Origin of the sequence: Corynebacterium afermentans subsp. afermentans (assembly GCF_030408355.1) — a bacterium.
Classification (GTDB): Bacteria; Actinomycetota; Actinomycetes; order Mycobacteriales; family Mycobacteriaceae; genus Corynebacterium; species Corynebacterium afermentans.
Window position 1 is genome coordinate 1,044,436 of sequence record NZ_CP046606.1, and the last position, 24,076, is coordinate 1,068,511.

Here is a 24,076-nt window from a genome sequence, read left to right on the forward strand (position 1 = left end):
TGTGGTGCCATGGGTTTCACCACGCCGAGCTACTCACTTAAGGACTTGTTTTCCCGCGCGGGGCGGGGAGAGCTGCAGTTGCCCGATTTTCAGCGCGAATATCTGTGGGGCGTCGATAGAGTCCGCACGCTGGTGACTTCGGTGCTGCGTGGCTACCCGGTGGGCTCGTTCCTCGCCCTGGACACGCGCAACATGGAGCAGCGCTTCAAGCCGCGCCCGCTCGAGGGCGTGGAGGTCGACGGCGTGGCCCCCGGGCTGTTGCTTTTAGACGGCCAGCAGCGCCTGACCTCGCTCTACCAGGCATTCACGAACAACGGCGAGGTCCAGACCGTGGATTATTTAAACCGGCCGATCTGCCGCCGCTTCATGGTGGACGTGCGCGCCGCGGCGTCCGCGGACCCGATGCCGGTGGAGGCGCTTTTCGCGGTGGACGAGCAAGGGCAGGTGCGCTCCCACTTTGGGCCGGACGTCGACGGTGCCCTGAATTCGCGTGAGGCATACATACATAACGGTGTCATCCCGGTGAGCATGCTGCTGTGGCCGGAGGGCAACGACGTGCTCGTGGACATGGCGGCGCACACTGAGGACGAGCAGCTGCGCGACGCGGTCAAGCGCTTTGTCAACCAGGTCATGCGGGCACTTCCGGCTTACGACGTGCCGGTGATCCGCGTGGACCGCGAAACCACGCAGGCCGGTGTCGGCCAGATCTTCGCCTTTGCCAACTCCGCCGGCGTGCAGATGGACGTTTTTGAACTCCTCACGGCGGTTTTCGCCTCCGAGGATCCGTCATTCGTGCTGGCGGAAAGTTGGTTGGATACGGAGCGCAAGCTGCGCGAGCACCCCGTGCTGGACAGCGTTGGGCGCGTGGAGTTTTTGCGTGCGCTGTCGCTGCTGCTGTCCAGCAGGCGCGGCCAGGCGCGGGGTCACCGCGGCGACATCTTGGACATAACGCTCGAGCAGTACCGGAATCACGCAGGCGAGATGCTGGACGGTTTCCTTGCCGCGGCGGCGTTTTTGGAGGAGCGACGGGTTGTTTCCGCGGACCAGGTGCCGTACCCGGCCCAACTGATCCCGTTGGCGGTGATCTTGGCACGCCTGGCTGAGGATCCGGGCGCGCTTGAGCGCGAAGGGGCAGCGGACCGGCTTAACCGCTGGTTCTGGTGCGGTGTCTTCGGCGAGCTGTACGGCTCCCACGCGCCCACCATCCGCATCGGACTGGATGTCACCGAGGTGACCCCCTGGGTGCGCGAGGACACCGACGAGCCGCCCCGCACGGTGTCGGACGCGCAGTTTTTCGAGTCCCGCCTGCGCACCGCCGGCCCGGACAGCGGCGTCTACCGCGGCCTGTACTCGCTACTCATGGCCAGGGGCGCACGCGATTGGCGGACTGCCGAGCCGTTTAACGCAGAAACGGTGGGGCAGCTGCAGCCCCGATTCCGGCAGGTGTTCCCGGCGGAGTACCTGGCGGTGACCGGTGCGCTGGAAAAAGACCCGGAGTTGGCCGATTCAGTGCTCAACCGCACCCCGATGGGACGGCGCACGGACGTGGTCATCGAGGGCAACGAACCGAAGCGTTACCTGTCCCGGCTGCAGTCAAAGTCCCTGCTGGAAGACGACGAGTTCGACGCAATGCTTGAAGGCCACGAGATGGATCCGGAGCTGGTGCTGGCCTCGAACTGGGAAGGTTTTGTGGCCGACAGGCGCGAGCGCTTCGTGGGCATGATCGAGTACGCCATGGACCGTGCCGCCGAGCGGGACTGGGAACCGGGCGAGAACTAGTGGCGAAAGCGGGAAGCCTCGCCCGGGCGGCCGCTGTGATTGCTGCCGCCGCGATGCTGATGTCGTGTGCGCCGGAGGCGCAGTTGAGCCAGCTTGAGCGCGCCCGCGGCGTGAACCAGTCCAAGCACGTGGGGAAGCTGTTCGCGGGCGAGCCGGAGGTCGTCGACGACGTTCTGGGTATCAAGACCACGAAGTTGTTCTTCCCCACGTCGGAGACGCTCGTGCTCAGCGACACCTCGGTTGAGGCACAGCTGCGGGCGGCATCCATCGCGGTGACCACGAACGCGCCGATGATGGTCTACGACCCGGCCCGCCACGCCGAGTACGTGCAGATGATCGCGGATATGCGCACAGTGAACGTGCTCACGGTCGGGGACGTGGCCATTGCGCCGTCGAAAGGCGCGGTGAGCGTGCGGCGCGACCCCGGCGGACTGCGGGCGTTGGAGCAGATGACGGCGTTGCGCTACCGGGAGCGCACCGTCGCCACGCCGCAGGAGGCGGTGCGGGAAGTGGCCGAATTGCGCCAGCTCGAACCGATGTGGCTGCGTGCGCAGTGGGCGGATCCGGCGGTCTTGCCCGCGTCGACCCCGGAACCTTTCCCCATTCAGTCCCGCCGCGACGCCAATATGGCACCAAGGGTGGTTGCAACCTGGGAATCCTCGATCCCGTCCGTGGCAAACGCGCGCAGCTACGGCGCGGATGTGACTGTGGTGCCGTTGGCGGATCCGCGCCGGAGCGAGCAGACCCTGTTTGCCATGGCGGGGCTGGCCGAGCGTCCATTGGTGGCGCTGGGCGGCCACTTTGGCACTTCCGAGGAGCTGGCCGCGCGGATTCGGAAGGCGGAAGCGGCCTACTAGCGCGGCGCGAGGTGATAGCCTGAGGCTGGTTTCTACTATGTGAGAAGAAGGTTTCAGGATATGAAAATTGCAGTGCTCGCAGGCGACGGCATCGGACCAGAAGTCATGGCGGAGGGCCTCAAAGTTCTCCACACCGTGCGCGACGACGTGGAGACCACCGATTTCGACCTCGGCGCCCGCCGCTACCTGCGAAACGGCGAGCTGCTCACGGACGCGGACCTGGACGCGCTGAAAGCGCACGACGCGATCCTGCTCGGCGCCATCGGCGACCCGGAGCGCGTGCCGGCCGGCGTGCTCGAGCGCGGCCTGCTGTTGCCGCTGCGCTTTAAGCTGGACCACTACGTCAACCTTCGCCCGTCGCGGCTGTACCCGTCGTCGGTGAGCCCGCTGGCAAATCCGGGCGACATCGACTTTGTGGTGGTGCGCGAGGGTACCGAGGGGCTCTACGCCGGAAACGGCGGCACCCTGCGCCAGGGCACCGACCACGAGGTGGCGTCAGAGGTCTCCCAGAACACCTACCACGGTGTTTCCCGCGTGGTGCGCTACGCGTTCGAGCTGGCAATGACCCGCCGCAAGAAGCTCACCTTGGTGCACAAGACGAACGTGTTGGTTAACGCCGGTGGGTTGTGGCAGCGCGTCGTCGACGAGGTGGCGGCCGAGTTCCCTGAGGTGGAGGTGGACTACAACCACATCGACGCCGCGACCATCTACATGGTGCAGGACCCGCAGCGTTACGACGTCATCGTCACCGACAACCTCTTCGGCGACATCCTCACCGACCTTGCAGGCGCCGTCGCCGGGGGCGTGGGGCTCGCCAGCTCCGGCAACATCAACGCCGCCAAGGAGTATCCCTCCATGTTTGAGCCGGTGCACGGCTCCGCCCCGGACATCGCTGGCCAGGGCATTGCGGATCCGACCGCGATGATCCTGTCGGTGGCAATGATGCTGCGCTTCCTCGGCGACGAGGACAACGCCGCGCGCATCGAGGAAGCCGTGGAGGGCGATGTGGCTTCCCGCGAGGACGCGAAGCTGCGCACCGCCGAAGTGGGTGACAGGATCGCCGCCGCCCTGAAGTAGGGTTGTGCGCATGCATGTGACCCGCACGATTCCTGCCGTCCTGACCGCAACCGCACTGGTGCTCACCAGCTGCAGCAGCACAGAAGGCGGGATCGGACAGCCGGGAGCCCTTGAAACAAATGGTGACGAGGTCATCCAGGACACAGACGGCACCGGTCTGGAGGTCTCACAGCGCCTCTTTGATTCCTCGGAGACCGTGGTGGTCTCCGCGAAAGAGCGCGACCAGCAGCTCAAGGCAGCGGCGATCGCCGTCAAGCTTGGGGCGCCGATGCTTGTGCGTCTCGACGGCACCGATTCCGCCGTCGACGCCGAGGTTGAGCGCCTGGGCGCCACGCGCGTGATCAACGTGCCGGGCGATGAAGAAGAAGCCGAGGCGGTCGCCTCCGCCGAGCCGGCCGAGGACGCCGCTGCCATCGCGGCGTTGGATGCGCAGAACCCGAGCAAGCTGACCATGCCGCCGGTGTTCGCCACCGCACTGTCCTCGCGCGCCTCCGTCGCCACCGCGCGTGCGGCTGGCGCTGAGGTGCAGGTGCTGGCAGTGCCGGATCCGCGCGCCACGGCGGACAGCATGCGCACCGTCACCGACCAGGACACCCTTGCGCTGGGCCGCCAGTGGGGCGACACCGAAAACTTCCAGGCGCGTGCGGCACTCGCGGACAACGGCGAACTGCCGGGCGGCGGCGGTCTGGCGTTCCCGGGCCGCCGCATGGTGGCGCTGTACGGACACCCCTACGGCCCGGACCTGGGCGTGATGGGGGAGCAGGACCCGGCGGCGGCGGTGGAGCTGGCCAAGAAGTACGCCGAGGACTACCAGCCGTTTAGCGAGGTCCCTGTCATCCCCGCGTTCGAGGTCATCGCCACCGTTGCCTCCGGCGGCCCGGGCGACGACGGTAACTTCTCCAACGAGACGCCGATGGAAGACCTCGTGCCCTACGTCGACGCGATCGTGAACGCCGGCGGCTACGCCGTGATCGACCTGCAGCCCGGCCAGGGCAGCTTCCTCGAGCAGGCCAAGCTGTATGAAGAGCTGCTCAAGCGCCCGAACGTCGGCCTGGCACTGGACGCCGAGTGGAAGCTCAACCCGGGCGAGCAGCCCCTGTCTCGCATCGGCAGCGCCACCTCGGGCGAGATCAACGAGGTGGCTGACTGGCTCGCCCAGCTCGTCCGCGACAACAACCTGCCGCAGAAGGCAATGATTTTGCACCAGTTCAACGTGTCCATGTACCCGGACCGCGAGAACATTGTCACCGGCCAGCCAGAGCTCGCCTGGGTCCTGCACGCCGACGGCCACGGCGGCCCGGAGCAGAAGTTCGATACCTGGAACGTGCTGCGCGAAGGCTTGGACCCGAACTACTTCATGGCGTGGAAGAACTTCTTCGACGAGGATTTCCCGACGTTTACCCCGGAGCAGACCTACCGCGACGTCAACCCGCGTCCGTGGTTTGTCAGCTACCAGTAAAAACCGCCGGTATCGGGCGCAGCTGCACGATACTCTTGCTCCATGAGTGTGGAGCTTGATGAGGTCTACGGTTGCCTCGCCCAGCACGAGCCCTTCTCGACGCTGCCCGAGGACATCCTTCGCGCACTTCCCGTGCAGATGGGCATCACCTATGTCCGTCGCGGCCAGGCCGTGGTGGAGGTGGGCCAGCCCAACGACACGCTCTATGTCATCCGCTCCGGCGCGGTGGACATCGTCAGCGCGGACAACCTGCTGCTGGACCGGCGTGAGGCCGGCCTGAACTTCGGCTACTCTACGCTGGTGGGTGAGCGTGAGTCCGCCTACCTCATGCAGGCGGTGGAAGACAGCATCTTGCTCATGCTCCCGCGCGAGGCGTTCCTCGAGCTGCTTGAGCAATTCCCCGACATGGGCCGTTTCTTCCAAACCGCCTCGCGCCGCGTGCGTGCCGCCGCTGAGGAGGTGCGCGATGTTGGCGCCACCGACGTGCTGCGCACCCCGCTGCGCGAGATCTTCGCCGGCCGCGGGCCGGTCACCCGGGACAAGCACGTGAGCATCGCCGAGGCCGCCCGCACGATGGGCGAGGAGGGCATCAGCAGCCTGATCATCACCGACGGGCAGGACATCGCCGGCATCATCACCGACGCCGACATGCGTTCGCGCGTGGTCGCAGCGGGGGTGGACACGTCCAGGCCCGTGGCAGATGTGATGACCAGCCCGGTGCGTACCATCGCCCCCAACGCGCTCGTGTTCGAGGCGATGCTGACCATGAGCGAGCTGGGCATTCACCACCTGCCGGTCGCCGGCCAAGGTCAGATAGTGGGCGTGGTCACCGCCACGGACATCATGCGCCAGCTGCAGGCGGACCCAATCTACCTCGCGGCGGACGTCGCCCGGGCGTCGCAGGATGAGCTGGAGGGCGCCTACCGGGACGCGGCGCGCGTCGCTGTGCGGTTTTTCGAGCGCGGAGCCTCGGCGGCGGAGACGCAGCGGCTGCTCACATCGATTGCGGACGCGCTGGCGAAAAGGTTGGGCACTTTAGCCGTCGAGAAGCTTGGGCCCGCTGGTGTCCGTGGGGTGGGTGCCGGTCAACGGCCGGGTGATCGACCTCGCCGGCGCCGAATACTTTGTTCTGCGCGGGGCGGACGTGGGGGAGTCCGCCACGTTGCACGGGGTGACCGACGACGAGGTGACGTCGCTGGGCCGCGAGCCTGCAGAGGTGCTGGAGGCGTTTCTGGCTGCGCTCGACGGGCGGAAGCTGCTCGCGCATTTCGCGCAGATGGAAACCGGGTTTCTGGGCAAACTGCACCAAGATGTGCGCGGGTCCAAGTGGCGGCTGCACGACAGTGAGGTGGTTGACACCTTCGCCATGGAGCGGCGCCACATGGAACGCATGGGCACCTACCCGCGCGGCGAAGACCTGCGTTTGCCCAGGGTGCGGCAGCGTTATAACCTGCCGACGTACGCGAACCACAACGCGTTGACCGACGCGGTGGCGTGCGCCGAGCTCTATCTCGCGTTGACCGCATCCGGGTAACGCCACTTTTGTAATTGGTTGTATGCTCTGTCACATGCGTTTTGGACGAATTGCAACACCTGAAGGGATGACGTTCGCCGTCATCGACGACGAGGGCACAACTGCGAAGGCAATCGCTGGCACCCCGTTCACTGACCCCGAATACACCGGCAAAGAGTACGCGCTTGAGGACGTCCGCCTGCTTGCCCCGACCCTGCCGTCGAAGGTGGTGGCGGTGGGCCGCAATTACGCCGACCACGTGGCGGAGGTGTTCAAGCAGTCCTCAGAGCACCTGCCGCCGACGATCTTTATCAAGCCGTCCACCGCTGTGGTGGGCCCCGGCGCCGCCATCAAGATCCCGGAGTACGCCACCGGAGTGGAGTTTGAGGGCGAGCTCGCACTCGTCGTCGGCGTGCCGTGCAAGAATGTCAAGGCTGCAGACTGGAAGTCTGTCATCCGCGGCGTGACCATCATCAACGACGTGTCGTCCCGCGACCTGCAGTTCGCAGACGGCCAGTGGGCCCGCGCGAAAGGCATCGACACCTTCGGCCCCATCGGCCCATGGATTGAAACGGACCTGGAGAAGTTCGACTTTGCCAACCTGCCCATCAAGGCGCACCATACCCACAACGGCGTCACCGAGACCAAGCAGGACTCCAACTCCAACCAGATGATCAAATCCGTCGGCGAGATGGTGGAGTGGGTCTCCGAATCCTTCACGCTGCTGCCTGGCGACGTCATCGCCACCGGCTCGCCCGCCGGCACCGCAGAGATGGTGCCGGGCGACCATATCGAGGTGGAGATCCCCGGAATCGGCAAGCTGGGCAACCCGGTCGAGCGGGCGTAGGACACCTACAGGCCGAGCGCGCGCATGATGGTGCGCAGCTTGGCCGAGGTCTCGTCGAGCTCCGCCTGCGGGTCCGAGTAGGCGGTCAGGCCCCCGCCTGCCCAGGCGCGTGCCCGGGTTCCGTCGCCGTTGACCTCGGCGCAGCGGATAGCCACCATGTATTCGCCGTCGCCGGCAGCATCCGTGTATCCCACCGCGCCGGCGTAGAACCCGCGGTCCGACTCGGCGGTGGTGATCAACGCCTCCGCCGCCGCCTGCGGGGTGCCGCAGACAGCCGGGGTGGGGTACAGGCTCAAGGCTAGGTCGAGCGCGCTCGGCGCGGGGTCTTTCAGTACGCCCTCGATCGGTGTGGCCAGGTGCCACATCTCGCTGGTCTTTTCCAGCCTTGGCAGATCGGGGACGGTGAGTTCGCTGCACAGCGGCGCCAGGATGCGCCGGATGTGGTCGACCACGAAGCGGTGCTCGTCTAGGTCTTTCGCAGAATCGCGCAGTGAGTTGGCCGCCGCCTGATCTGCATCCTGGTCGCCGGGGACACGGGCGGCAGAACCTGCCAGGGGAAACGACCAGACGCGCCTGCCGCGCCGGCGCACCAGCACCTCTGGCGAGGACCCCACGAGGAAATGCCCCGTGCGCCCCGAGGGGGTGAGCTCTGCGATGAACCCGTCGTGCGTGTACGACAGGTCGATCAGCCGCGCCGCGACCAAGCGGGGGTCCACCGGCGGGTCAAACGCGATGTCTACAGCACGCGCCAGCACAACTTTGTCCAGGGCGGAGCTTTGGATTGTCGAGATGGCGGCTTCGACTCGGCGCAGGTGTTCGGCCGGGGACGGGTCAACGTCGATAAGCATTGCGTTGAGCTTGGAACCCTCGCCGACGCGGTAGTACGGGTGCGGCTCGAGCGCACCCGGCTCGCGGATGATGTGCTCGGGGACCGTGAGTGCCGCTGGGCAGTCATGGTCGAAGGGGAGGGCGCCGACGACCATTTCTTCCTTGCCGCGCGCCATCGCGTCCGCGGCCTCCCATGCGTCGTCGAAGGTGCGGAGTGCACCCTGGGTGCGCACGGAGCCGTCGCCACGCGAGAGCAGAAAGTCTGGGGCGCTATCGGGTCTGGAAGTCGGCATGTGTCGATACTTTAACGAACCTCAGTTTGTGCACGCACGTCTGTATTGCTTGCCGCTACATAAAAGTGGGTTTAATGTGACCAGTGTGAAAATTGTGAAACGCCTTGCAGGTGGTCTCGCCGCCTTGCTAATCGCAGGTAGTGCGATCGCTCCGGTGCAGGCCGGGGCCCAAGATATGTCGTCCCAAATCAACGGACAGGTCAACCGCGCGATCAGCGACGCTAACCGCGCCGCCACCGACGCTGTGAACCAGGCCAACGCCGAGTGGAACAAGTTCGTCAAAATGGCCAACGACACCGTCCCCGGCAGCTCGGCTCTTCCGCGCAATCCGTTGCCCGCGCCTGCGCCGGTGCCTGCGCCGGTGCCTGCGCCCTGGGCGCCACAAGCACCCGCACCAGTGGCTAACGGCACCAACGGCGAAATCCACGCCGCCGGACGCAGCTACCTCATCTGGGTGCCGCGAGGCTACAACCCGGCGAACCCGACGCCGGTGATGGTCGGCTACTCCGCCTACCAAGATTCCACCGAAAACTTCCGCAACTACTCCCGACTGCGCGAGTCCTCCGTCGGGCGCGACGCCATCATCGTCTACCCGCGCGCCATTGGTACATCCTGGGAAGGCTCGCCGACCGCGGTCACCCGGCCCGGGCAGGACATCGCCTACGTGCGCGCCATGATCGACGATGTGCAGCGCTACTACAACATTGACCGCCGACGCATCTACGCTACCGGCATGTCCACCGGCGGCGGCATGGCAGCAGTCTCCGCCTGCCACATGGCGGACCTTTTCGCCGGTGTCGCAGGCGTATCCGGCGCGTACTACGCGCCAGTGAACCGGGGTTGCCAGAACCTGCCCATCGCATTCATGGCACTGCACGGCATGAACGACACGCTCACCCCGTACTATGGCACCACCCGCCGTGGCCAGCGCGTACTGCCGGTTCCGGAACTATTCGGTTCCTACGCCCTCCGCAATGGCTGCGGCCCCGGCCTCAACCGCGCCCCGCTGCATAACGCCACCCGCGTCTCCGCACGCGGCTGCCGTAAAGGCGTGGAGGTGATAAAGGTGCACGGCTCCAACCACTACTGGTGGTACTCGCCGTCCGCCGCCGACGAAATGTGGGCGTTCCTCTCCCGCCACTCCAAGTAGCGCACCACCTAAGCGCCTCCCGGGGCGCGACCCGGGGCGCCTGTCAAGGCGCGGTTTCGTAAAACTCGGCCACAGTGGGGTGAGGGGGAGCTGGGGTATTGGGCTTTAGGTTTTGTTTAGGCCGAGTTTTACAAAACCATGTTGTGCCGGTTCTGCGGCCGCATAATGGGGGACAGCGGCGGGGACCGGAGGACGTCGATAAGCGAGGGGCTCTGCGCGCTACGATTGCGCACATGACTGACTCTTCAATGCGCGTACGTTTTTGCCCGTCACCAACTGGAACCCCGCACGTGGGCATGGTGCGCACGGCACTGTTCAACTGGGCGCAGGCGCGCCACTCCGGCGGCACGTTGGTGTTCCGCATCGAGGACACGGATGCCGCGCGTGACTCGGAGGAGAGCTACCAGGCGATCATCGAATCGCTGGAATGGCTGGGCCTGACCTGGGATGAAGGCATCAATGTGGGCGGCCCACACGAGCCGTACCGCCAGTCCCAGCGCTCCGAGATCTACACGGACGTTTTGAACAAGCTCATCGAGGCTGACGAGGTGTACCCGGCGTACTCCACGAACGAAGAGGTTCAGGAGCGCCACAAGGCCGCCGGCCGCGACCCGCAGCTGGGCTACGACAACTTCGACCGCGACCTGACGCAAGAGCAGATCGACGCGTTCGAGGCGGAAGGCCGCAAGCCGGTGTGGCGTCTGCGCATGCCGGACCAGGACTGGACCTGGAACGACCTGGTACGTGGCGAGGTGACGTTCAAATCCGAGACGCAGCCGGACTTCGTGGTCGCCCGCTCCAACGGCGCGCCGCTGTACACCCTGGTCAACCCTGTCGACGACGCGCTGATGGGCATCACTCACGTCCTGCGCGGCGAGGACCTGCTGTCGTCCACCCCGCGCCAGATGGCGCTGTACGAGGCGCTCAAACGCGTCGGCGTCGCAGAGTTCACCCCCGAGTTCGGCCACCTGCCGTTCGTGATGGGCCAGGGCAACAAGAAGCTGTCCAAGCGTGACCCGGAATCCAACCTGTTCAACCACCGCGACAACGGCATCATCCCGGAAGGCATGATCAACTACCTGGCGCTTCTGGGTTGGTCGCTGTCCGCGGACCAGGACATCTTCAGCGTCGACGAGTTTGTCAAGGCCTTCGACGTCAACGACGTGCTGGGCAACCCGGCTCGCTTCGACCAGAAGAAGCTGGAGGCGATTAACGCCGACCACATCCGACTGCTGGCCCCGGAGGACTTCCGTGACCGCCTCCGCGCGTACCTGACTGAGCACACGGATTTCCCGGAGGATTACCCGGCGGATAAGTTCGCCGTCGCAGCGGACCTGGTGCAGACCCGCATCAAGGTGCTGTCCGAGGGCTACAGCCTGCTGAAGTTCCTCGTCACCGCCGACGAGGACCTGGAGCTGGACGAGAAGAGCGCGAAGAAGAACCTCAAGGAGACCGCCATCGAGCCGCTGGACGCGGGCATCGCCGCGTTGGAACCGGTAGAGGAGTGGACCACGCCGAACATCGAGGCGGCGTTGAACAAGGCGCTTATCGACGACCTCGGGTTGAAGCCCCGTGTCGCATTCGGTGCCCTGCGTGTTGGCGCGACCGGCGCTGCAGTGTCTCCGCCGCTGTTCGAGTCCATGGAGCTGCTGGGCCGCGAGTCCACGCTGAAGCGTCTCCGTGCCGCTCGAGAGGTGACTCCCTACCAGGCGGCGGAGTAGTTACAACGCTGTTGTTATAGCGCAATAACGGCCACCGCGATTTGGGCGGTGGCCTGCGGATTTGGTTGCTGTAGCGATTCATGGTTATAGTAATCCACGTTGTTCAGCAAGACAGGCGCGAAACCGCAAGGGAAAGCGCAGGTCAGCTAGAAAAACGATGGCCTATGGTGTAATTGGCAACACAACGGTTTCTGGTACCGTCATTCTAGGTTCGAGTCCTGGTAGGCCAGCTGCAGAGCTTTTAAGTTCTGTGTCCTATGCCCCGTTCGTCTAGCGGCCTAGGACGCCGCCCTCTCACGGCGGTAACACGGGTTCAAATCCCGTACGGGGTACAACGCGAAACCTCCGGTCCAGCTTTTGGGCCGGAGGTTTTTCGCTTCCGGTACTGTGAGCGCATGGTGTGGAAGTTGTCGTCGCTGTTCAGCGGTGAAATTCGTCAAAGCGGCTCCAGTCTCATCGACGCGTTCAGTGTGCCAGCAGCTGCGTTGAGCTTGTCGTCGTCGATTCCACTGCTCGCAGTTCCGGCGCTGTTTCTCGCAACGCTGGGTGGGGGTGTCTTCGGTGCGCCGCTTTACGAGGGTTCGGCGGCAAGCGGGTCGTCGATAGGCAATGGCTCCAGCAACGTCGCCGAGACGTTCCCGGAACCGGACGCGAAGCCCGCGACCCTGAAATCGGTGACGCACATTGAAAACGACGTCTACGAGGTCGTCGTGTACTCGCCATCGATGGATAGGGAGGTCAAAAACGAGGTGATCCTGCCCGGCGGGCCGGAGAACGACACTCCGCGGCCCACGTTTTACCTGCTGATGGGGGCGGACGGTGCCGCCAACGGCTGGTCCTGGCGCAACTCGTCCGATTATCAGGAGTTCTTCCAGGACAAACTGGTCAATGTGGTCACTCCGATCGGCTCAGTCTCTTCAATGCAGGCTGATTGGTACAGCGAGGACGATGCGACAGGGCGCAACAAGTGGCTCACGTACTTCACCAAAGAGCTGCCTCCGCTTATGGACGAGCAGTTCCACGGCACCGGCACCGATGCCATCGCAGGCATTTCCATGTCCGGCGGGCCAGCACTCAATATTGCGTCGTTGGAACCGGAGCGGTTTGCCGCCGCGGCGTCGTACTCCGGGTGCCCGGCTACCTCCGGTGTCCTCGGCGACACATACGTGCGCCAGGCATTGCAGCTCAACGGGGCGGATCCCCACAAGATGTGGGGCATGTCCTCCAACCCGGCGTGGATGGCGCATTCGCCCGTGCTGCACTTGGACGCGCTGGAAAACACGAAGCTGTTCATCTCCGCCGCGCAGGGAGTGCCCGGCGCTATCGACGACACGAAGACGTCCTCCGAGCGCGTTGGCCCGCCCGTGGCGATCGAGGCGGCGTCGTATGCGTGCTCTGAGTACTTCGTGGATAGGGCGCAGCGCGCAGGCCTCGACGTGCAGTGGTACCCGCAGGTGGAGGGCACGCACAGTTGGGGTCTGTTTGAGAAGTCCATGCGCAAAAGCTGGTCGGTGATCGGGCCGGCGCTCGACGTGCAACCCTTCGAGCGGGAGAACCCGGTGACGAAGACGCCTCTTTCAGAGGAGACACCGCAGCCTGTCGGCGGTTCTACAGGGTCGAGTGGGTAGCAACTGGCGCTGCTGTTCGGCGAGCGTGCGGTGGGATGCGGTGTTAAGGTAAGCGCTGTTTTTACCGTGCGCAAAGGAGTTCTTAATGAAATTCACACGAAAGTCCCTGTCTGCAATTGCCGCCCTCAGCGCCGCGATGCTCGCTCTCGCTGGCTGCTCTGAGCCTACAGAGGACACAGCATCTAGCGACGGAACCTCCGGCGGGAATGCTGCTGAAGACGCGGCCAAGGACTCTGCCACCGGTTCGCTCACGCTTTACACTTCCGAGCCGGAGGAGAAGGTCGACGAAATTATCGCAGCGTTTAATGAGGAGCACCCGGATGTAGACGTGCAGGTTTATCGCGCAGGCACCGGTGACCTCAAAGCGCGTATCGAGGCAGAAAAGGCATCTGGCTCCGTGGAGGCCGACCTGATCTGGGCGGCGGACGCACCAACTTTTGAGGCCTTCAAGGCTGAAGACCTGCTCGCACAGTTGAATGATGTGGAAACTGGTGAGGTTATCGACGGCGCCGCGGACCCGGAAGGGTACTACGTTGGCACCCGCATCATCTCTACCGTTCTTGCGTACAACACCTCAGTGATCGATGAAGCTGATGCACCACAGTCTTGGACTGATTTGACCGACGCACGGTTCCGCGACAAGATCGTCATGCCGGACCCGGCAGTTTCCGGCGCAGCCGCATACAACGCCACGGTGTGGATGAACAACGACGAGCTCGGTGAGGACTGGCTCACCGAGCTGGGCGAGAACGCACCGATGATTGCTGCATCCAACGGCCCGACCTCGCAGGAGATTGCGGGTGGTGGCCACCCGGTCGGCGTAGTGGTGGACTACCTCGTGCGCGATCTGGCGGCACAGGGATCCCCGGTTAAGGAGGTCTACGCCACCGAAGGCTCGCCGTACATCACCGAGCCGATCGCAGTATTCGCGGATTCGAAGAGCCAGTCTGCGGCGGAGTTGTTTATTAATTTTGTGCTGTCGAAGAAGGGCCAAGAACTAGCAGTCGAGCAGAACTACTTGCCGATCATTGACGGCGTCGGTACGCCGGGTGATGCCCCGGAGCTTGATGATATTGCGTTGATGGATGCTGATCTGCAGACGCTGACGGACGATCGCGCACGTTCCGTAGAGTTCTTCCAGAGCGCGATGAACTAGGTGGCAATGCAACGCGTTTCTTCGCCGGGGCTCAACCTCGCTCGCCTAGGGGTGTGGTTGGTTGCCGCGGCGATTTTTACTGTCCCGCTCGCGCTGGTGGTCTCACTCGCGCTCGGGGGAAATCAGTTTCCGGTACTTGTGGAACAAGGCCTGGCGCGTGCCACTTGGAATTCCGTGATTACCACCGTGCTGTCTTCTATGGGCGCGGTACTCATCGGTGGCACGATTGCGATTGTTTTGGAGCGCACCGATGTTGGTGGAGCAACGGGATTACGTTTATTTCTGCTCTCGCCGCTGTTAGTCCCACCGTTCGTCGGTGCCATTTCCTGGCTGCAGCTGTTTGGCCGAAACCAGGGGCTCAATGCGCTGTTCGACCGGCCGCTGTGGGACCTGTACGGAGCCGACGGCATCGTCTTTCTGATGACGTTGCACTCGTACCCGGTTGTGTACGTCATTGTGGCCGCAGCGTTGCGCCAGATCCCGTCTGATCTCGAACTGGCTGCGCGCGTTAGTGGCGCGGGCAGTGGCACGGTGCTGCGCACTGTGACCATCCCGCTGTTGGGGCCAGCATTCTTGAGCGCCTTCACCCTGACGGCAGTGTCGAACCTCGCCGACTTCGGTATTCCATCGATTCTGGGGTCGCCGGTGCAGTTCGAGACATTAGCGACAATGTGTTACCGGTTTATGGAATCAGGCACGGTAAGCAACCCGCTGCAGGTCGTGTCCACAGTTGGAGCAGTGTTGATGCTGCTGGGCATTATCGCCGTGGTGGCAGATTACGCGGTGTCGCGCCGAGCCTCCTCGCAAGTCAGTGGTGCCAGCACGATGAAACTTTCACTCGGTGTGGCGAGAGTTCCTGTCACCGTGGTGTCCTGGGTCCTTGCACTCGCGGTTACCCTCGGTCCGATCTTGGGGCTCGCTCACCGTGCGCTGCTTCCGGCCCCGGGTGTACCGTTTACGTTGGAGACCATCTCGCTGTCGAATTTTCAGCGCACCCTGAGCAACCCGCGGGTGGTTGATGGTTTCACTAACTCGGTCGCTCTCGCAGGCGGTGCCGCGCTACTGTGCGGTCTGCTGGGTTGGGCGATCGGCATCTTGGTCACCCGCACCCGCGCGCGTACTAACACGCCGCTATCTCTGGCTACATTGCTTCCGGCTGCACTCCCTGGGCTGATCATTGGCGTCGGATGGCTCATTGTGGGCAGGTACACGGGGCTCTACAACACCCGCTGGGTGATCCTGTTGGCATACGTCTGCGCCTTCACAGCCTTGGTGCTGCAGGCAGTGCGCGCACCGATGAGCAAGATTCCGGTTGCAGTGGAAGAAGCGGCACGAATCTCTGGCGCGGGTAGGGTGCGCTCAATCGTGGATACCTCGGGGCGAATGGCTGTACCAGCGGCGTTCTCCGGGGCAGTTCTCGTTGCAGTCACCGCGGTGCGCGAGCTCACCGTGTCAATTCTGCTCGTCGCTCCGGGCACCACAACAATTGGTGTGCAACTATTCAACCTCCAACAGTCCGGAAACTACAACCAAGCTTCAGCGCTTGCATTGATGTTTGCAGTAATCGGTATTGCCGCCCTGGCACTGACCGTGCGCAACCCTGACAAGGAGTCATGATGAGTGACATTGCGATTGACGGCCTCAGCGTCGTATTCCCAGACGGTGCCGTTGGGTTGGACGACATCAACCTACGCGTTGGTAGCGGCGAGTTCGTAGCGCTAGTCGGCCCGTCCGGCTCGGGCAAAACCACGCTGCTGCGCACTCTCGCCGGGTTTGTGCAGCCCTCCACAGGCACGGTCTCCCTCGACGGCACAAACGTGACTCGCATACCGCCAGAAAAGCGGCGGATGGGCATGGTGTTTCAGCAGCACGCAGTCTGGCCGCACATGAGTGTTGCGGATAATGTCGCCTACCCGCTCAAACGCGCAGGTACGAGCAAGAAGCAACAACAACAGCTCGTCGAATCGACGTTGCGCACCGTTGGGTTGGAGAGCTACGGAGACCGGAAACCTTCAACGTTGTCTGGCGGTCAGCGGCAGCGAGTCGCACTCGCGCGCGCGATTGTGGCCAAGCCTCAAGTGCTGCTTCTCGACGAAGCTTTGTCGGCTCTCGACGAACCACTGCGAGACAGTCTTCGCCGAGAGCTTGTTGCACTGACTAAGCGGTCTTCCCTAACTACAGTGCACGTGACCCACGACCGCAAGGAAGCGATTGCCATCGCCGATCGCATCGCATTGCTGCGAGACGGAAAGCTCGAGCAGTTTGCCTCGCCGAGGGATATCGTCGCTCAACCAGCTTCGCCGTGGGTGGCCTCCTTTATCGCTGACGCGACGCTGTTAGAGGGACAAATTCTCGACGGCCGCGTGGTCGTCACAGCGCCTGCCATGGAATGGCCGACTGCGCATGTGGAGATGGTTGGCGCATCAGGCCATAGAGGTGCTGTCACCGTTGCGGTGTTGCCTGAGGCGGTAGAAGTGGCAGCGCCAGGGGAGCGGGACGTACTAAACGGCCGGGTCACCTCCTCGCTTTTTGAGGTGTCCGGCTACTCGCTCACCATCGATGTGGACGGTGTGGAGTTTCGCGCACGCACTTCGGCCCGCACCACCCCAGAAGTTGGCGAAACGGTCGGCGTCAACGTCCACGCCCCGTTGGTCTACACCACATAAAAACGACCCTAACCTGCCGATTTGTTGGTGGACAATAGCGTCCTTTATTGTTAACAAGTCGCAAACAAGCGAGCGCGCCCCGTTCGTCTAGCGGCCTAGGACGTCGCCCTCTCACGGCGGTAACACGGGTTCAAATCCCGTACGGGGTACAACGCAAAACTCCCGATCCGGACTCCGGGTCGGGAGTTTTCGCATTGGTAGCCTTGGCCGGGTGACTTCCCTGGACTTCTTTGAAATCGATGTCTTCGCTACCGGCGCGTTCACGGGCAACCCGCTCGCCGTCATCTGCGGCGCGGATGATTTGAGCGACGAGCAGATGCAACGGATTGCGTCGTGGACCAACTTCTCCGAGACGACATTCCTGCTCGAGCCGACCGATCCTGGGGCGGATTATCGCGTGCGCATCTTCACGCCGATGGAGGAATATGCCTTCGCCGGCCACCCCACGCTCGGCACGGCGCGTGCGTGGCTGGAGCTCGGTAACACGCCGCGCAACCAGGGTCGCGTCATTCAGGAGTGCGGCGTGGGCAACGTCGAGGTCCGCATCGAGGGCGACTCCCTCGCATTCGCCACCCCGCCGCTCAAGCGCGACGACCAGCTCTCGGATGAGGAAAAGGACGAGGTGTGCGACACCTTTGGCGTCGAGAAGCAATTGCTTGTCAGCGCCGCCTTCGGTGACAACGGCCCCGGCTGGAAGCTGGCGTTGCTGGATGACCTGGACGCGTTGCGGGCACTGGAGAAGCCGGCGGTAAGTGACCTGAAGGTGGCGTTTGCGGCGCTGACGGGGAGTGCGGATCCGGCCTATGAGCTGCGAGCTTTCACGCCGACGTTCGAGGACCCGGTGACTGGCAGCGCTAACGGTGCGATGGCGCAGTGGCTGCGAGGGAGGGGAGATGTGCCGGCGGAGTACACGGTCTCGCAGGGCACGGCGCTGGGGCGCGACGGACGGGCGGAGATCACCGACGACGGGAAGGACATCTGGGTTGGTGGTCGCGCGCGAGTGCGGGTGCGGGGGACGCTGGAGGCGGGATAGAACGGGTGTGCGAATAGCGGGGTGGTGATGTCGGCGGCGCTCGTATCGTGTGAAGCGTTCCCGACAGAAAGGGGTCTGGCATGACCAATGCTCCCGTCGCGTCCCCGCGACTTATCCAGGCAATCAACACCGCAGCGTGGGCGCACCGCGACCACGTCCGCAAAGGAACCGACATCCCGTACGTCTCCCACGTGTTCGGTGTGATGCAGCTGGTTTCCCAGGTCACCGACGACGAGGACGTGCTCGTCGCAGCGCTCTTCCACGACATTTTGGAGGATGTGCCCGAGGAGTACAGTCCGCAACGCATGGCCGAGGAGTTTGGCGACCGGGTGGTGGAGCTAGTGCGCGGAGTGACCAAGGACAGCACGCTTTCCAGCTGGCAGGACCGCTCGGACGCGTACTTGGCGCATTTGCGTGAGGCGGACGACGGCAGCGTGCTCATCTCCGCCGCCGACAAACTGCACAACCTGCTGTCCATCCACGCAGACCTCGATGAACTCGGCGACGAGCTGTGGGGCCGCTTCAACTCCGGCAAAGAGCGCCAGCTGTGGTGGTACCGCTCCGTGGCGGACCTGGTGCAGGAACGGCTGCCCGGCAACCCGCTGGGAGTGGAGCTAGCCCACCAGGTGGAGCGGCTGGAGAACCGCGGCGCATAAGCTGGGGCGCATGCAAAAATCGGTGATGAAGGTAGCGATTATCGGCGCCGGCCCGCGCGGTCTGTGGGCGTCAGAAGAGCTCATGGAGCGGGCACGGGAGCGTGGCGCTGCTATCGACGTGACGGTGTTCGACGCCAAGCCGCTGGAGGAGTCCTCCGCGCCCGGGGCGTTTCGGGATTCGGTGCCGGAGGAGTTCATCCTCAACGCACCGAAGTCCATTGTGGAGACGAAACTCGGGCCGCTTGACCCGAACGATGAGCTTCCGGGGGACTTTCCCAGCCGCAGGCACGTCGGGGAGCACCTCGATAAGTCGTGGCGTGCGCTCGAGCAGAACCTGCCGCCGCGCTGCAGCCTCACCCACCGGGTGGAAGATATCGAGATGGTCGAGCCCACCGACAGCGGGGTAGACGTGCTCGGCGAGCACTTCGACGAGGTTCTCATGGTCACCGGGCACGCGCATGATTGGCCCGGTTCGCTTGCGCACGCGGACCTGGGCGACTTCAAGGTGGTCGCCCCTGCCTACCCGGCATCGAACCTGGACGCGGTGGGCCCCGACGATGTCGCGCTGGTGCGCGGCGCTGCGCTGACCTTCATTGACGTGGTGAAGTACGCCGACGCGAAAGTCTTCTACCCCGTGACCCGGTCGGGCCGTTTCATGGAGGTCAAGGCGTACTTCGAGGGCGAGGCGAAGGAGGAGGCGCAGCCGCACATCGAGGAGGCCTCGCAGAAGATCCTCGAGTGCGAAGGCCTCGATGAGCTGGAAGGCATCCTCGCGGACTGCGCCACGGAGCTACTCCGCATCGCCGGCGGCGAAGGCGGGAAAGACGACATCCGGAACGTGCTGCGCGGTGAAGACTTCACCGGGGACCCAGTGGCGGAGCTTCGCGCATCCGTTGCCGCGGCCCGAGGGGAGCGCCCGTGGACGCCGGCTCTTGCGGTGGCGCTTGCGTTCCGCGACACCTACGACGCTGTGATCGACCGCGCCTCCTACGGCGGTCGCCACACCCTGGGTGGGAAGGACTTCGACGCATTCGTTTCCACTCTGGAGCGCGTCGGCTTCGGCCCACCGGTGGAGTCTGCGCAGATCATGCTCGAGCTTATCGACGAAGGCCGGATCCGCATCGAGCTCGTCGCCCGCGGTGAGGAGGACCTCCGCGACTTGGCTGAGGAGGTCGGTGCGACCGTCGTCATCGACGCAGTCCAGGCGCCGCCCGGAATTGTCGAAGGCACCCTGGTGGGCAATCTGGTGGAGGCCGGAATCGGACTGCGCTACGCCGACACGAATGCGCTGCACGTGAAGCCGGACGCCACGCTCGTGGGGCAGGAACACCTCGCCGCTGCGGGCCGCATGAACGAAGGCTTGGTGCTCGGCCACGACACGCTGAAGCGCACCAAGCAGCATGGCATTGAACGCTGGGCAGACCGCGTGAGCGCCGCTGCGGCAGAGCACTAGAAGCGGCTGCTGAAAAGCGCAGAACCCGCGACGGCGATCCGGGTGATCGCGGTGGCGGGTTGAGCGTTTCGCGCTAGATGTTGAACTGCTTGCGGATGTCCTGAATCCACTGCGGGTGGACGTAGGACAGCGCCGCGAAGATCGCACCCAGGACGGCGATCAGTATTGCCAGCACGGTGAGGATGATGCCGCCGGTGCTGCTGCCGGACACGCTGCCCGCGGTGTCCTTGCCGGTGCTATCCGCGTCCGAATCCTCAGCCGGTTCCTGCGGCTCGGCGTTCTTGGTGATGGTCTCGGTGACCGTGGTGGGTACAGTCTTGGTCTTCTCCACGACCTTGGTCTCCGGGGCGGTCTGCGTGGACGTCTCGGTCACGGTGGCAGTACCGACGGAGGTGACGGTGGTGACCTCCGGCTCAGTGTTCTTGGTGACGGTCTCCTTGACCGTGGTGGGCACAGCCTTGGTCGGCTCCGCGTTCTTGGTGATGGTGGTCGGCACCTCAACCGTGGAGGTCCCGGTGGCGGTTTCCTTCACGGTGGTCGGCACCGTCTTGGTCTTCTCCACCGTCTTGGTGGCCGGCGTAGTCTGCACGGACGTCTCCGTCACCGTTGCGGTGCCGACAGAGGTACTCGTGGTGGGGACCAGCTTCCCCGAGGTCTGCGTCGTGGTTACGACCTCCGGAGACGGCTTCCGCTCGGTGGTCGGCTTCCGCTCGGTGGTCGGCTTCCGCTCGGTGGTCGGCTTCTGCTCGGTGGTCGGCTTGGTGGTCTCTTCCGGCTTCTCCTCCGGCTTCTCCGCGTCCTTCTTCTGCAGCGTGACCTGGTCCACCACGTACGGGGTGTTGATGTTGTAGGTGGTCAGCTTCAGCTCAGTCGGGGAGACGCTGATGTTGGTGTAGTCCGGGTTGTAGTCCTGGCGCCAACGGGCGGTCGAATCGTGGGCCAGGTCGCGGGCACGCTCCTCGCGGATGTTCGGGTGGGTCTCACCGGACTCGTCCTGGAAGTCGTAGTACTTGCCGCCGGTGGCGGTGGTGGAGGTGAGGTAGAGCACCTCGCCGTCCTCCGGGATGAGCACATCGCCGGACTTTGCAGCGCCCTCCGGGATCACCGGATCAAAGCCGTTCATCAGGTGGGTGCGGGTGTAGATGTGATCGTGGCCGCTCAAGACCAGGTCCACTCCGGCTTCGGACAGCTTCGGCGTGAGCTGCTCGCGCAGACGCACCACATCGCTGTCGGTGTAGTGGGTGCCCTGGGAGAACGGTGCCTGGTGGATGCCCACCATCACCCAGTCCGCGTCCGCACCGTGGTCCGCGATTGCGTCGTTGACAAACTTCGCGTGGGCCTCGATGTCTGCTGCGCTCGAGCGGTTGCCGTCGAGGCCGATGAACAGGATGTTGTTGTAGTTGAAGAAGTAGTTTGCGGATGCACCGTCTTCGTTGGGCAGGAAGTAGGTGTCCTGGAAGTGGCGGTCCGACGTGTACGTTTCGTGGTTGCCCTTCAGTACAGCCAGACGGTAGTTCTGCAGCGCTTCCGGGGCGGTGAACTCCTCGAGCTGCTTGACCGCTGCGCCCCAGCCCTCAACCTGGTCGCCGAGGTGCATGAGGAACGCGGAATCCGGGTGCTCGCCGGTGGCGACATTGACTGCTTTGTTCCAGGCGGCGGACTGCTCGTCGATCTTCGCGTCCACGCCGATCTGTGCGTCGGCCATGGCCAGGAAGCTCCAGGAGTCGGAATCCTCGCCCGTAGTGAAGGTGCGCTCCTCGCTCCAGCCGCGGTCGTCGTTGCCCACGCGGTAGACGTACTCCGTGTCCGGCTCAAGGCCGGTCATCTTCGCCTCGTGCGGGTAGAAGACCGCCCCGTTGTACTTGCCGCGCGGGGACTCGACGCTGGTCTTATCGGCCGCGTTGTCCGCCGGCCAGTACTCCAGGTACTGCAGCTCGTTGGACTTGGACTGCCAGGAAACGTTGGCCTCCGTGGCGTCGGAGCCGATACCGAGCACGATGCGGCTGAGCTTGGTGTTTACAGCGTCCGCAGCCACAGCGGTGGTCATCGGCGCGAACAGGGAGACAACGACGGCGGTGGCGATGGTGCCACGGCGCAGGGAACGGTGGGTACGCAGGAGAGTCATGGTTGCCCACTTAAATCACCCGCTTTTAACAGGCGGTTACAAGTAGTAAGACACCTTGGTGAATTGGAAATGAATATCCGGTGACATCGGTCTGCTGTTATTGCACCGTGCTTACGGCTAGTTGAAAGTATGCTCCATGAGCTCAAAGTTCCATGTCAATCGTCGTGTGTTCCTGCAAACTGTCGCAGCGGCCGCTGCCGCAACCGCTATCGGCACCGGTGGCGCTTACGCCGCCCGGCGTGGCACAGTGTCCACCCCTGAAGAACCGACCCCGGCGGGCGAGTGGGACCTGCCGTTCCTCCACGGCGTCGCATCCGGCGACCCGCTGCCGGACCGCGTGGTGCTGTGGACCCGCGTGACCCCGTCGCGCGAGGCGCTGCCGGGCTCTGGCCTGGGTGAGGACGTGGAGCTGGAGTGGCAGGTCGATACCTCGGAGGACTTTGGTAACCCGCAGACGGGCACCGTGACCACCTCGGCGGACTCGGATCACACCGTCCACGTCGACCCGGACGGCCTGGAACCGGCGACGGAGTACTTCTACCGTTTCATCGTGAAGAGCGGGGAGTTCGAGGGCGCAACCTCCCCGGTCGGCCGAGCGCTTACGGCGCCGGAGGCTGACGCGAGTGTGGACAACCTCAACCTGGCCATCGCCTCGTGTGCGAACTGGGAATCCGGCTTCTTCGCGGCGTACGGCGACATGGCGCAGCGCGCCCGCGGCGGCGAGATCGACCACGTGGTCTTCCTCGGCGACTATATCTACGAGTACCCGACCGGCGAGTACGCAGGTAAAAGCGGTGTCGCGCGCATGCACCACCCGGAGTGGGAGATCACCACGCTGGAGGACTACCGCCAGCGCCACGGTCGCTACCGCACGGATCTCAACCTGCAGGCCGCGCATGCGGCGTGCCCGTGGATTGTCATCTGGGACGACCACGAAACAGCGAACAACAGCTGGTTCGAGGGCGCTGAGAACCACACCGACGGCCGTGTGGAGGGCGAATGGCCGGAACGCTTGAGCGCCGCGAAGCAGGCATACTTTGAGTGGTTGCCGGTGCGCGCGCAGTCCGCGGGCGAGGAGCAGCTGCTGTACCGCAGCTTCACGTTCGGTGACTTGGCGCAGCTGACCATGATGGATCTGCGCACCTACCGCGACGAGGAAACCACCGGTGCGAACTTCGCTAACGACGACCGCACGATGCTGGGGAAGAAGCAGTTTGATTGGGTGGCGCAGCAGTTGCAGGAGTCCACTGCCCGCTGGGATGTGCTGGGCAACTCGGTAATGGTTTCGCCGATGCGCTTTGCCACCATCCCGGACAACGAGAAGGCCAACATCGCTGCTGGTTACATGAAGGAGCGCGCGACGGGCATCGCGGTGAACTCGGATCAGTGGGACGGCTACGCCGCGGAGCGCGACCGCCTGCTCACCATGTTGGACGAGCAGGAGTCGAACGCGCTGTTCCTCACCGGCGATATTCACTCGGAGTGGGCGAACTCGATCGCCTCGCCGTCTGGCTTCGGCGAGATCGGCTGCGAGATGGTCACCACCTCTATCTCTGCCCCCAACGTGGACGAGATCCTCACCAGCGCGTTCGGCACGTACCACAAGGAGGACAACTCCACGTCGTTGCTGGTGGAGCAGACGATCCGGGATGCCAACCCGTGGGTCAGCCACATCGATTTCGACGCGCACGGCTACGGCGTGGCGAGCATCCACCGCGACTTTGTCGACATGCTCTACTACCGCGTCTCGGACGTGGAGGACCCGGACGCTTCCGTCAGCTTGGGCGTGAAGCGTCAGTGGCGCATCGGCGAGGGGTTCGTCGAAGCATAAGCTG

General features: G+C 64.3%; 17 protein-coding genes, 3 tRNA genes and 2 pseudogenes. 20 read left to right on the forward strand and 2 right to left on the reverse strand.

Translation table 11 applies throughout. The annotated features are described in order from the left end of the window. Nucleotides 1-9 precede the first annotated feature (9 nt). The 7 genes and pseudogenes from CAFEA_RS04980 to CAFEA_RS05010 all read left to right on the forward strand — a co-directional run bounded on the left by CAFEA_RS04980 (nt 10) and on the right by CAFEA_RS05010 (nt 7,532). Complete coding sequence (locus CAFEA_RS04980; RefSeq protein ID WP_063937347.1) at nt 10-1,779, forward strand: DUF262 domain-containing protein; 1,770 nt, start codon at nt 10-12, stop codon at nt 1,777-1,779. Then, complete coding sequence (locus tag CAFEA_RS04985) at nt 1,779-2,636, forward strand: hypothetical protein (protein WP_253704936.1); 858 nt, start codon at nt 1,779-1,781, stop codon at nt 2,634-2,636. Before CAFEA_RS04980 ends, CAFEA_RS04985 begins: the two co-directional genes overlap by 1 nt. 60 nt (nt 2,637-2,696) lie before the next feature. After that, nucleotides 2,697-3,713 carry a 3-isopropylmalate dehydrogenase gene (locus tag CAFEA_RS04990; RefSeq protein ID WP_063937346.1) on the forward strand — a complete coding sequence of 339 codons (1,017 nt, stop codon included), beginning with the start codon at nt 2,697-2,699 and terminating at the stop codon, nt 3,711-3,713. A gap of 10 nt (nt 3,714-3,723) precedes the next feature. Further along, the gene (locus CAFEA_RS04995) at nt 3,724-5,172 is read left to right on the forward strand and encodes a hypothetical protein (protein ID WP_063937345.1); all 1,449 of its coding nucleotides are present in this window, start codon (nt 3,724-3,726) and stop codon (nt 5,170-5,172) included. A 138-nt stretch (nt 5,173-5,310) separates the two neighbouring features. Then, nucleotides 5,311-6,015, forward strand: a pseudogene (locus CAFEA_RS05000) (CBS domain-containing protein); the annotation flags it as partial. A gap of 217 nt (nt 6,016-6,232) precedes the next feature. Further along, nucleotides 6,233-6,706: pseudogene (locus CAFEA_RS05005) on the forward strand (exonuclease domain-containing protein); the annotation flags it as partial. A gap of 34 nt (nt 6,707-6,740) precedes the next feature. Continuing rightward, the gene (locus tag CAFEA_RS05010; RefSeq protein WP_074432049.1) at nt 6,741-7,532 is read left to right on the forward strand and encodes a fumarylacetoacetate hydrolase family protein; all 792 of its coding nucleotides are present in this window, start codon (nt 6,741-6,743) and stop codon (nt 7,530-7,532) included. Between the two features lie 5 nt (nt 7,533-7,537). Here the strand turns inward: CAFEA_RS05010 and CAFEA_RS05015 are convergent, their stop codons facing one another. Beyond that, nucleotides 7,538-8,653: an isochorismate synthase gene (locus CAFEA_RS05015; RefSeq protein ID WP_063937343.1), complete on the reverse strand. Its 1,116-nt coding sequence runs from the start codon at nt 8,651-8,653 to the stop codon at nt 7,538-7,540. Between the two features lie 85 nt (nt 8,654-8,738). On the opposite strand from CAFEA_RS05015, the gene CAFEA_RS05020 reads away from it, so the two are divergent. From CAFEA_RS05020 to CAFEA_RS05075, 12 genes are all read left to right on the forward strand, one after another. After that, nucleotides 8,739-9,803 carry a CE1 family esterase gene (locus CAFEA_RS05020; RefSeq protein WP_063937342.1) on the forward strand — a complete coding sequence of 355 codons (1,065 nt, stop codon included), beginning with the start codon at nt 8,739-8,741 and terminating at the stop codon, nt 9,801-9,803. Nucleotides 9,804-10,036: 233 nt separating this feature from the next. After that, entirely contained in the window at nt 10,037-11,524 is a 1,488-nt protein-coding gene (gltX, locus tag CAFEA_RS05025; RefSeq protein WP_076589937.1) for a glutamate--tRNA ligase, read from the forward strand. A 158-nt stretch (nt 11,525-11,682) separates the two neighbouring features. Continuing rightward, nucleotides 11,683-11,754: transfer RNA gene (locus CAFEA_RS05030), tRNA-Gln, on the forward strand. A gap of 29 nt (nt 11,755-11,783) precedes the next feature. Continuing rightward, nucleotides 11,784-11,856, forward strand: a tRNA-Glu gene (locus CAFEA_RS05035). A gap of 63 nt (nt 11,857-11,919) precedes the next feature. Then, nucleotides 11,920-13,152, forward strand: a complete 1,233-nt coding sequence (locus CAFEA_RS05040) for an alpha/beta hydrolase (RefSeq protein WP_063937341.1) — start codon at nt 11,920-11,922, stop codon at nt 13,150-13,152. An 85-nt stretch (nt 13,153-13,237) separates the two neighbouring features. Next, the gene (locus CAFEA_RS05045; protein WP_063937340.1) at nt 13,238-14,308 is read left to right on the forward strand and encodes an ABC transporter substrate-binding protein; all 1,071 of its coding nucleotides are present in this window, start codon (nt 13,238-13,240) and stop codon (nt 14,306-14,308) included. A gap of 6 nt (nt 14,309-14,314) precedes the next feature. Then, nucleotides 14,315-15,925, forward strand: coding sequence for an ABC transporter permease (locus tag CAFEA_RS05050; RefSeq protein WP_063937339.1), 1,611 nt, complete (start codon nt 14,315-14,317; stop codon nt 15,923-15,925). Next, nucleotides 15,925-16,974, forward strand: coding sequence for an ABC transporter ATP-binding protein (locus CAFEA_RS05055; protein ID WP_063937338.1), 1,050 nt, complete (start codon nt 15,925-15,927; stop codon nt 16,972-16,974). The genes CAFEA_RS05050 and CAFEA_RS05055 overlap by 1 nt, the downstream gene beginning before the upstream one ends. A 76-nt stretch (nt 16,975-17,050) precedes the next feature. Next, nucleotides 17,051-17,123, forward strand: a tRNA-Glu gene (locus CAFEA_RS05060). Nucleotides 17,124-17,185: 62 nt separating this feature from the next. Next, nucleotides 17,186-18,007: a PhzF family phenazine biosynthesis protein gene (locus CAFEA_RS05065; RefSeq protein ID WP_172796712.1), complete on the forward strand. Its 822-nt coding sequence runs from the start codon at nt 17,186-17,188 to the stop codon at nt 18,005-18,007. A gap of 80 nt (nt 18,008-18,087) precedes the next feature. Beyond that, on the forward strand, nt 18,088-18,663 hold the full coding sequence (locus CAFEA_RS05070; RefSeq protein WP_063937337.1) for an HD domain-containing protein: 576 nt from the start codon (nt 18,088-18,090) through the stop codon (nt 18,661-18,663). 10 nt (nt 18,664-18,673) lie between these two features. Beyond that, nucleotides 18,674-20,116, forward strand: a complete 1,443-nt coding sequence (locus CAFEA_RS05075; RefSeq protein ID WP_063937336.1) for an FAD/NAD(P)-binding protein — start codon at nt 18,674-18,676, stop codon at nt 20,114-20,116. Nucleotides 20,117-20,189: 73 nt separating this feature from the next. Here CAFEA_RS05075 and CAFEA_RS05080 read toward each other — a convergent pair whose 3' ends face one another. Continuing rightward, entirely contained in the window at nt 20,190-22,241 is a 2,052-nt protein-coding gene (locus CAFEA_RS05080) for a fibronectin type III domain-containing protein (RefSeq protein ID WP_063937335.1), read from the reverse strand. Between the two features lie 136 nt (nt 22,242-22,377). Between CAFEA_RS05080 and CAFEA_RS05085 the strand changes: the two genes are divergently transcribed. Further along, on the forward strand, nt 22,378-24,072 hold the full coding sequence (locus tag CAFEA_RS05085) for an alkaline phosphatase D family protein (RefSeq protein WP_063937334.1): 1,695 nt from the start codon (nt 22,378-22,380) through the stop codon (nt 24,070-24,072). Nucleotides 24,073-24,076: the final 4 nt, after the last annotated feature.

What these genes read in the sequence shown, in the direction of transcription:
- CAFEA_RS04980 (WP_063937347.1), top strand. Translation starts at nt 10, where the DNA reads ATGGGTTTCACCACGCCGAGCTACTCACTTAAGGACTTGTTTTCCCGC.
- CAFEA_RS04990 (WP_063937346.1), top strand. Translation starts at nt 2,697, where the DNA reads ATGAAAATTGCAGTGCTCGCAGGCGACGGCATCGGACCAGAAGTCATG.
- CAFEA_RS04995 (WP_063937345.1), top strand. Translation starts at nt 3,724, where the DNA reads ATGCATGTGACCCGCACGATTCCTGCCGTCCTGACCGCAACCGCACTG.
- CAFEA_RS05010 (WP_074432049.1), top strand. Translation starts at nt 6,741, where the DNA reads ATGCGTTTTGGACGAATTGCAACACCTGAAGGGATGACGTTCGCCGTC.
- CAFEA_RS05015 (WP_063937343.1), bottom strand. Translation starts at nt 8,653, where the DNA reads ATGCCGACTTCCAGACCCGATAGCGCCCCAGACTTTCTGCTCTCGCGT.
- gltX (WP_076589937.1), top strand. Translation starts at nt 10,037, where the DNA reads ATGACTGACTCTTCAATGCGCGTACGTTTTTGCCCGTCACCAACTGGA.
- CAFEA_RS05040 (WP_063937341.1), top strand. Translation starts at nt 11,920, where the DNA reads ATGGTGTGGAAGTTGTCGTCGCTGTTCAGCGGTGAAATTCGTCAAAGC.
- CAFEA_RS05045 (WP_063937340.1), top strand. Translation starts at nt 13,238, where the DNA reads ATGAAATTCACACGAAAGTCCCTGTCTGCAATTGCCGCCCTCAGCGCC.
- CAFEA_RS05050 (WP_063937339.1), top strand. Translation starts at nt 14,315, where the DNA reads ATGCAACGCGTTTCTTCGCCGGGGCTCAACCTCGCTCGCCTAGGGGTG.
- CAFEA_RS05055 (WP_063937338.1), top strand. Translation starts at nt 15,925, where the DNA reads ATGAGTGACATTGCGATTGACGGCCTCAGCGTCGTATTCCCAGACGGT.
- CAFEA_RS05070 (WP_063937337.1), top strand. Translation starts at nt 18,088, where the DNA reads ATGACCAATGCTCCCGTCGCGTCCCCGCGACTTATCCAGGCAATCAAC.
- CAFEA_RS05075 (WP_063937336.1), top strand. Translation starts at nt 18,674, where the DNA reads ATGCAAAAATCGGTGATGAAGGTAGCGATTATCGGCGCCGGCCCGCGC.
- CAFEA_RS05080 (WP_063937335.1), bottom strand. Translation starts at nt 22,241, where the DNA reads ATGACTCTCCTGCGTACCCACCGTTCCCTGCGCCGTGGCACCATCGCC.
- CAFEA_RS05085 (WP_063937334.1), top strand. Translation starts at nt 22,378, where the DNA reads ATGAGCTCAAAGTTCCATGTCAATCGTCGTGTGTTCCTGCAAACTGTC.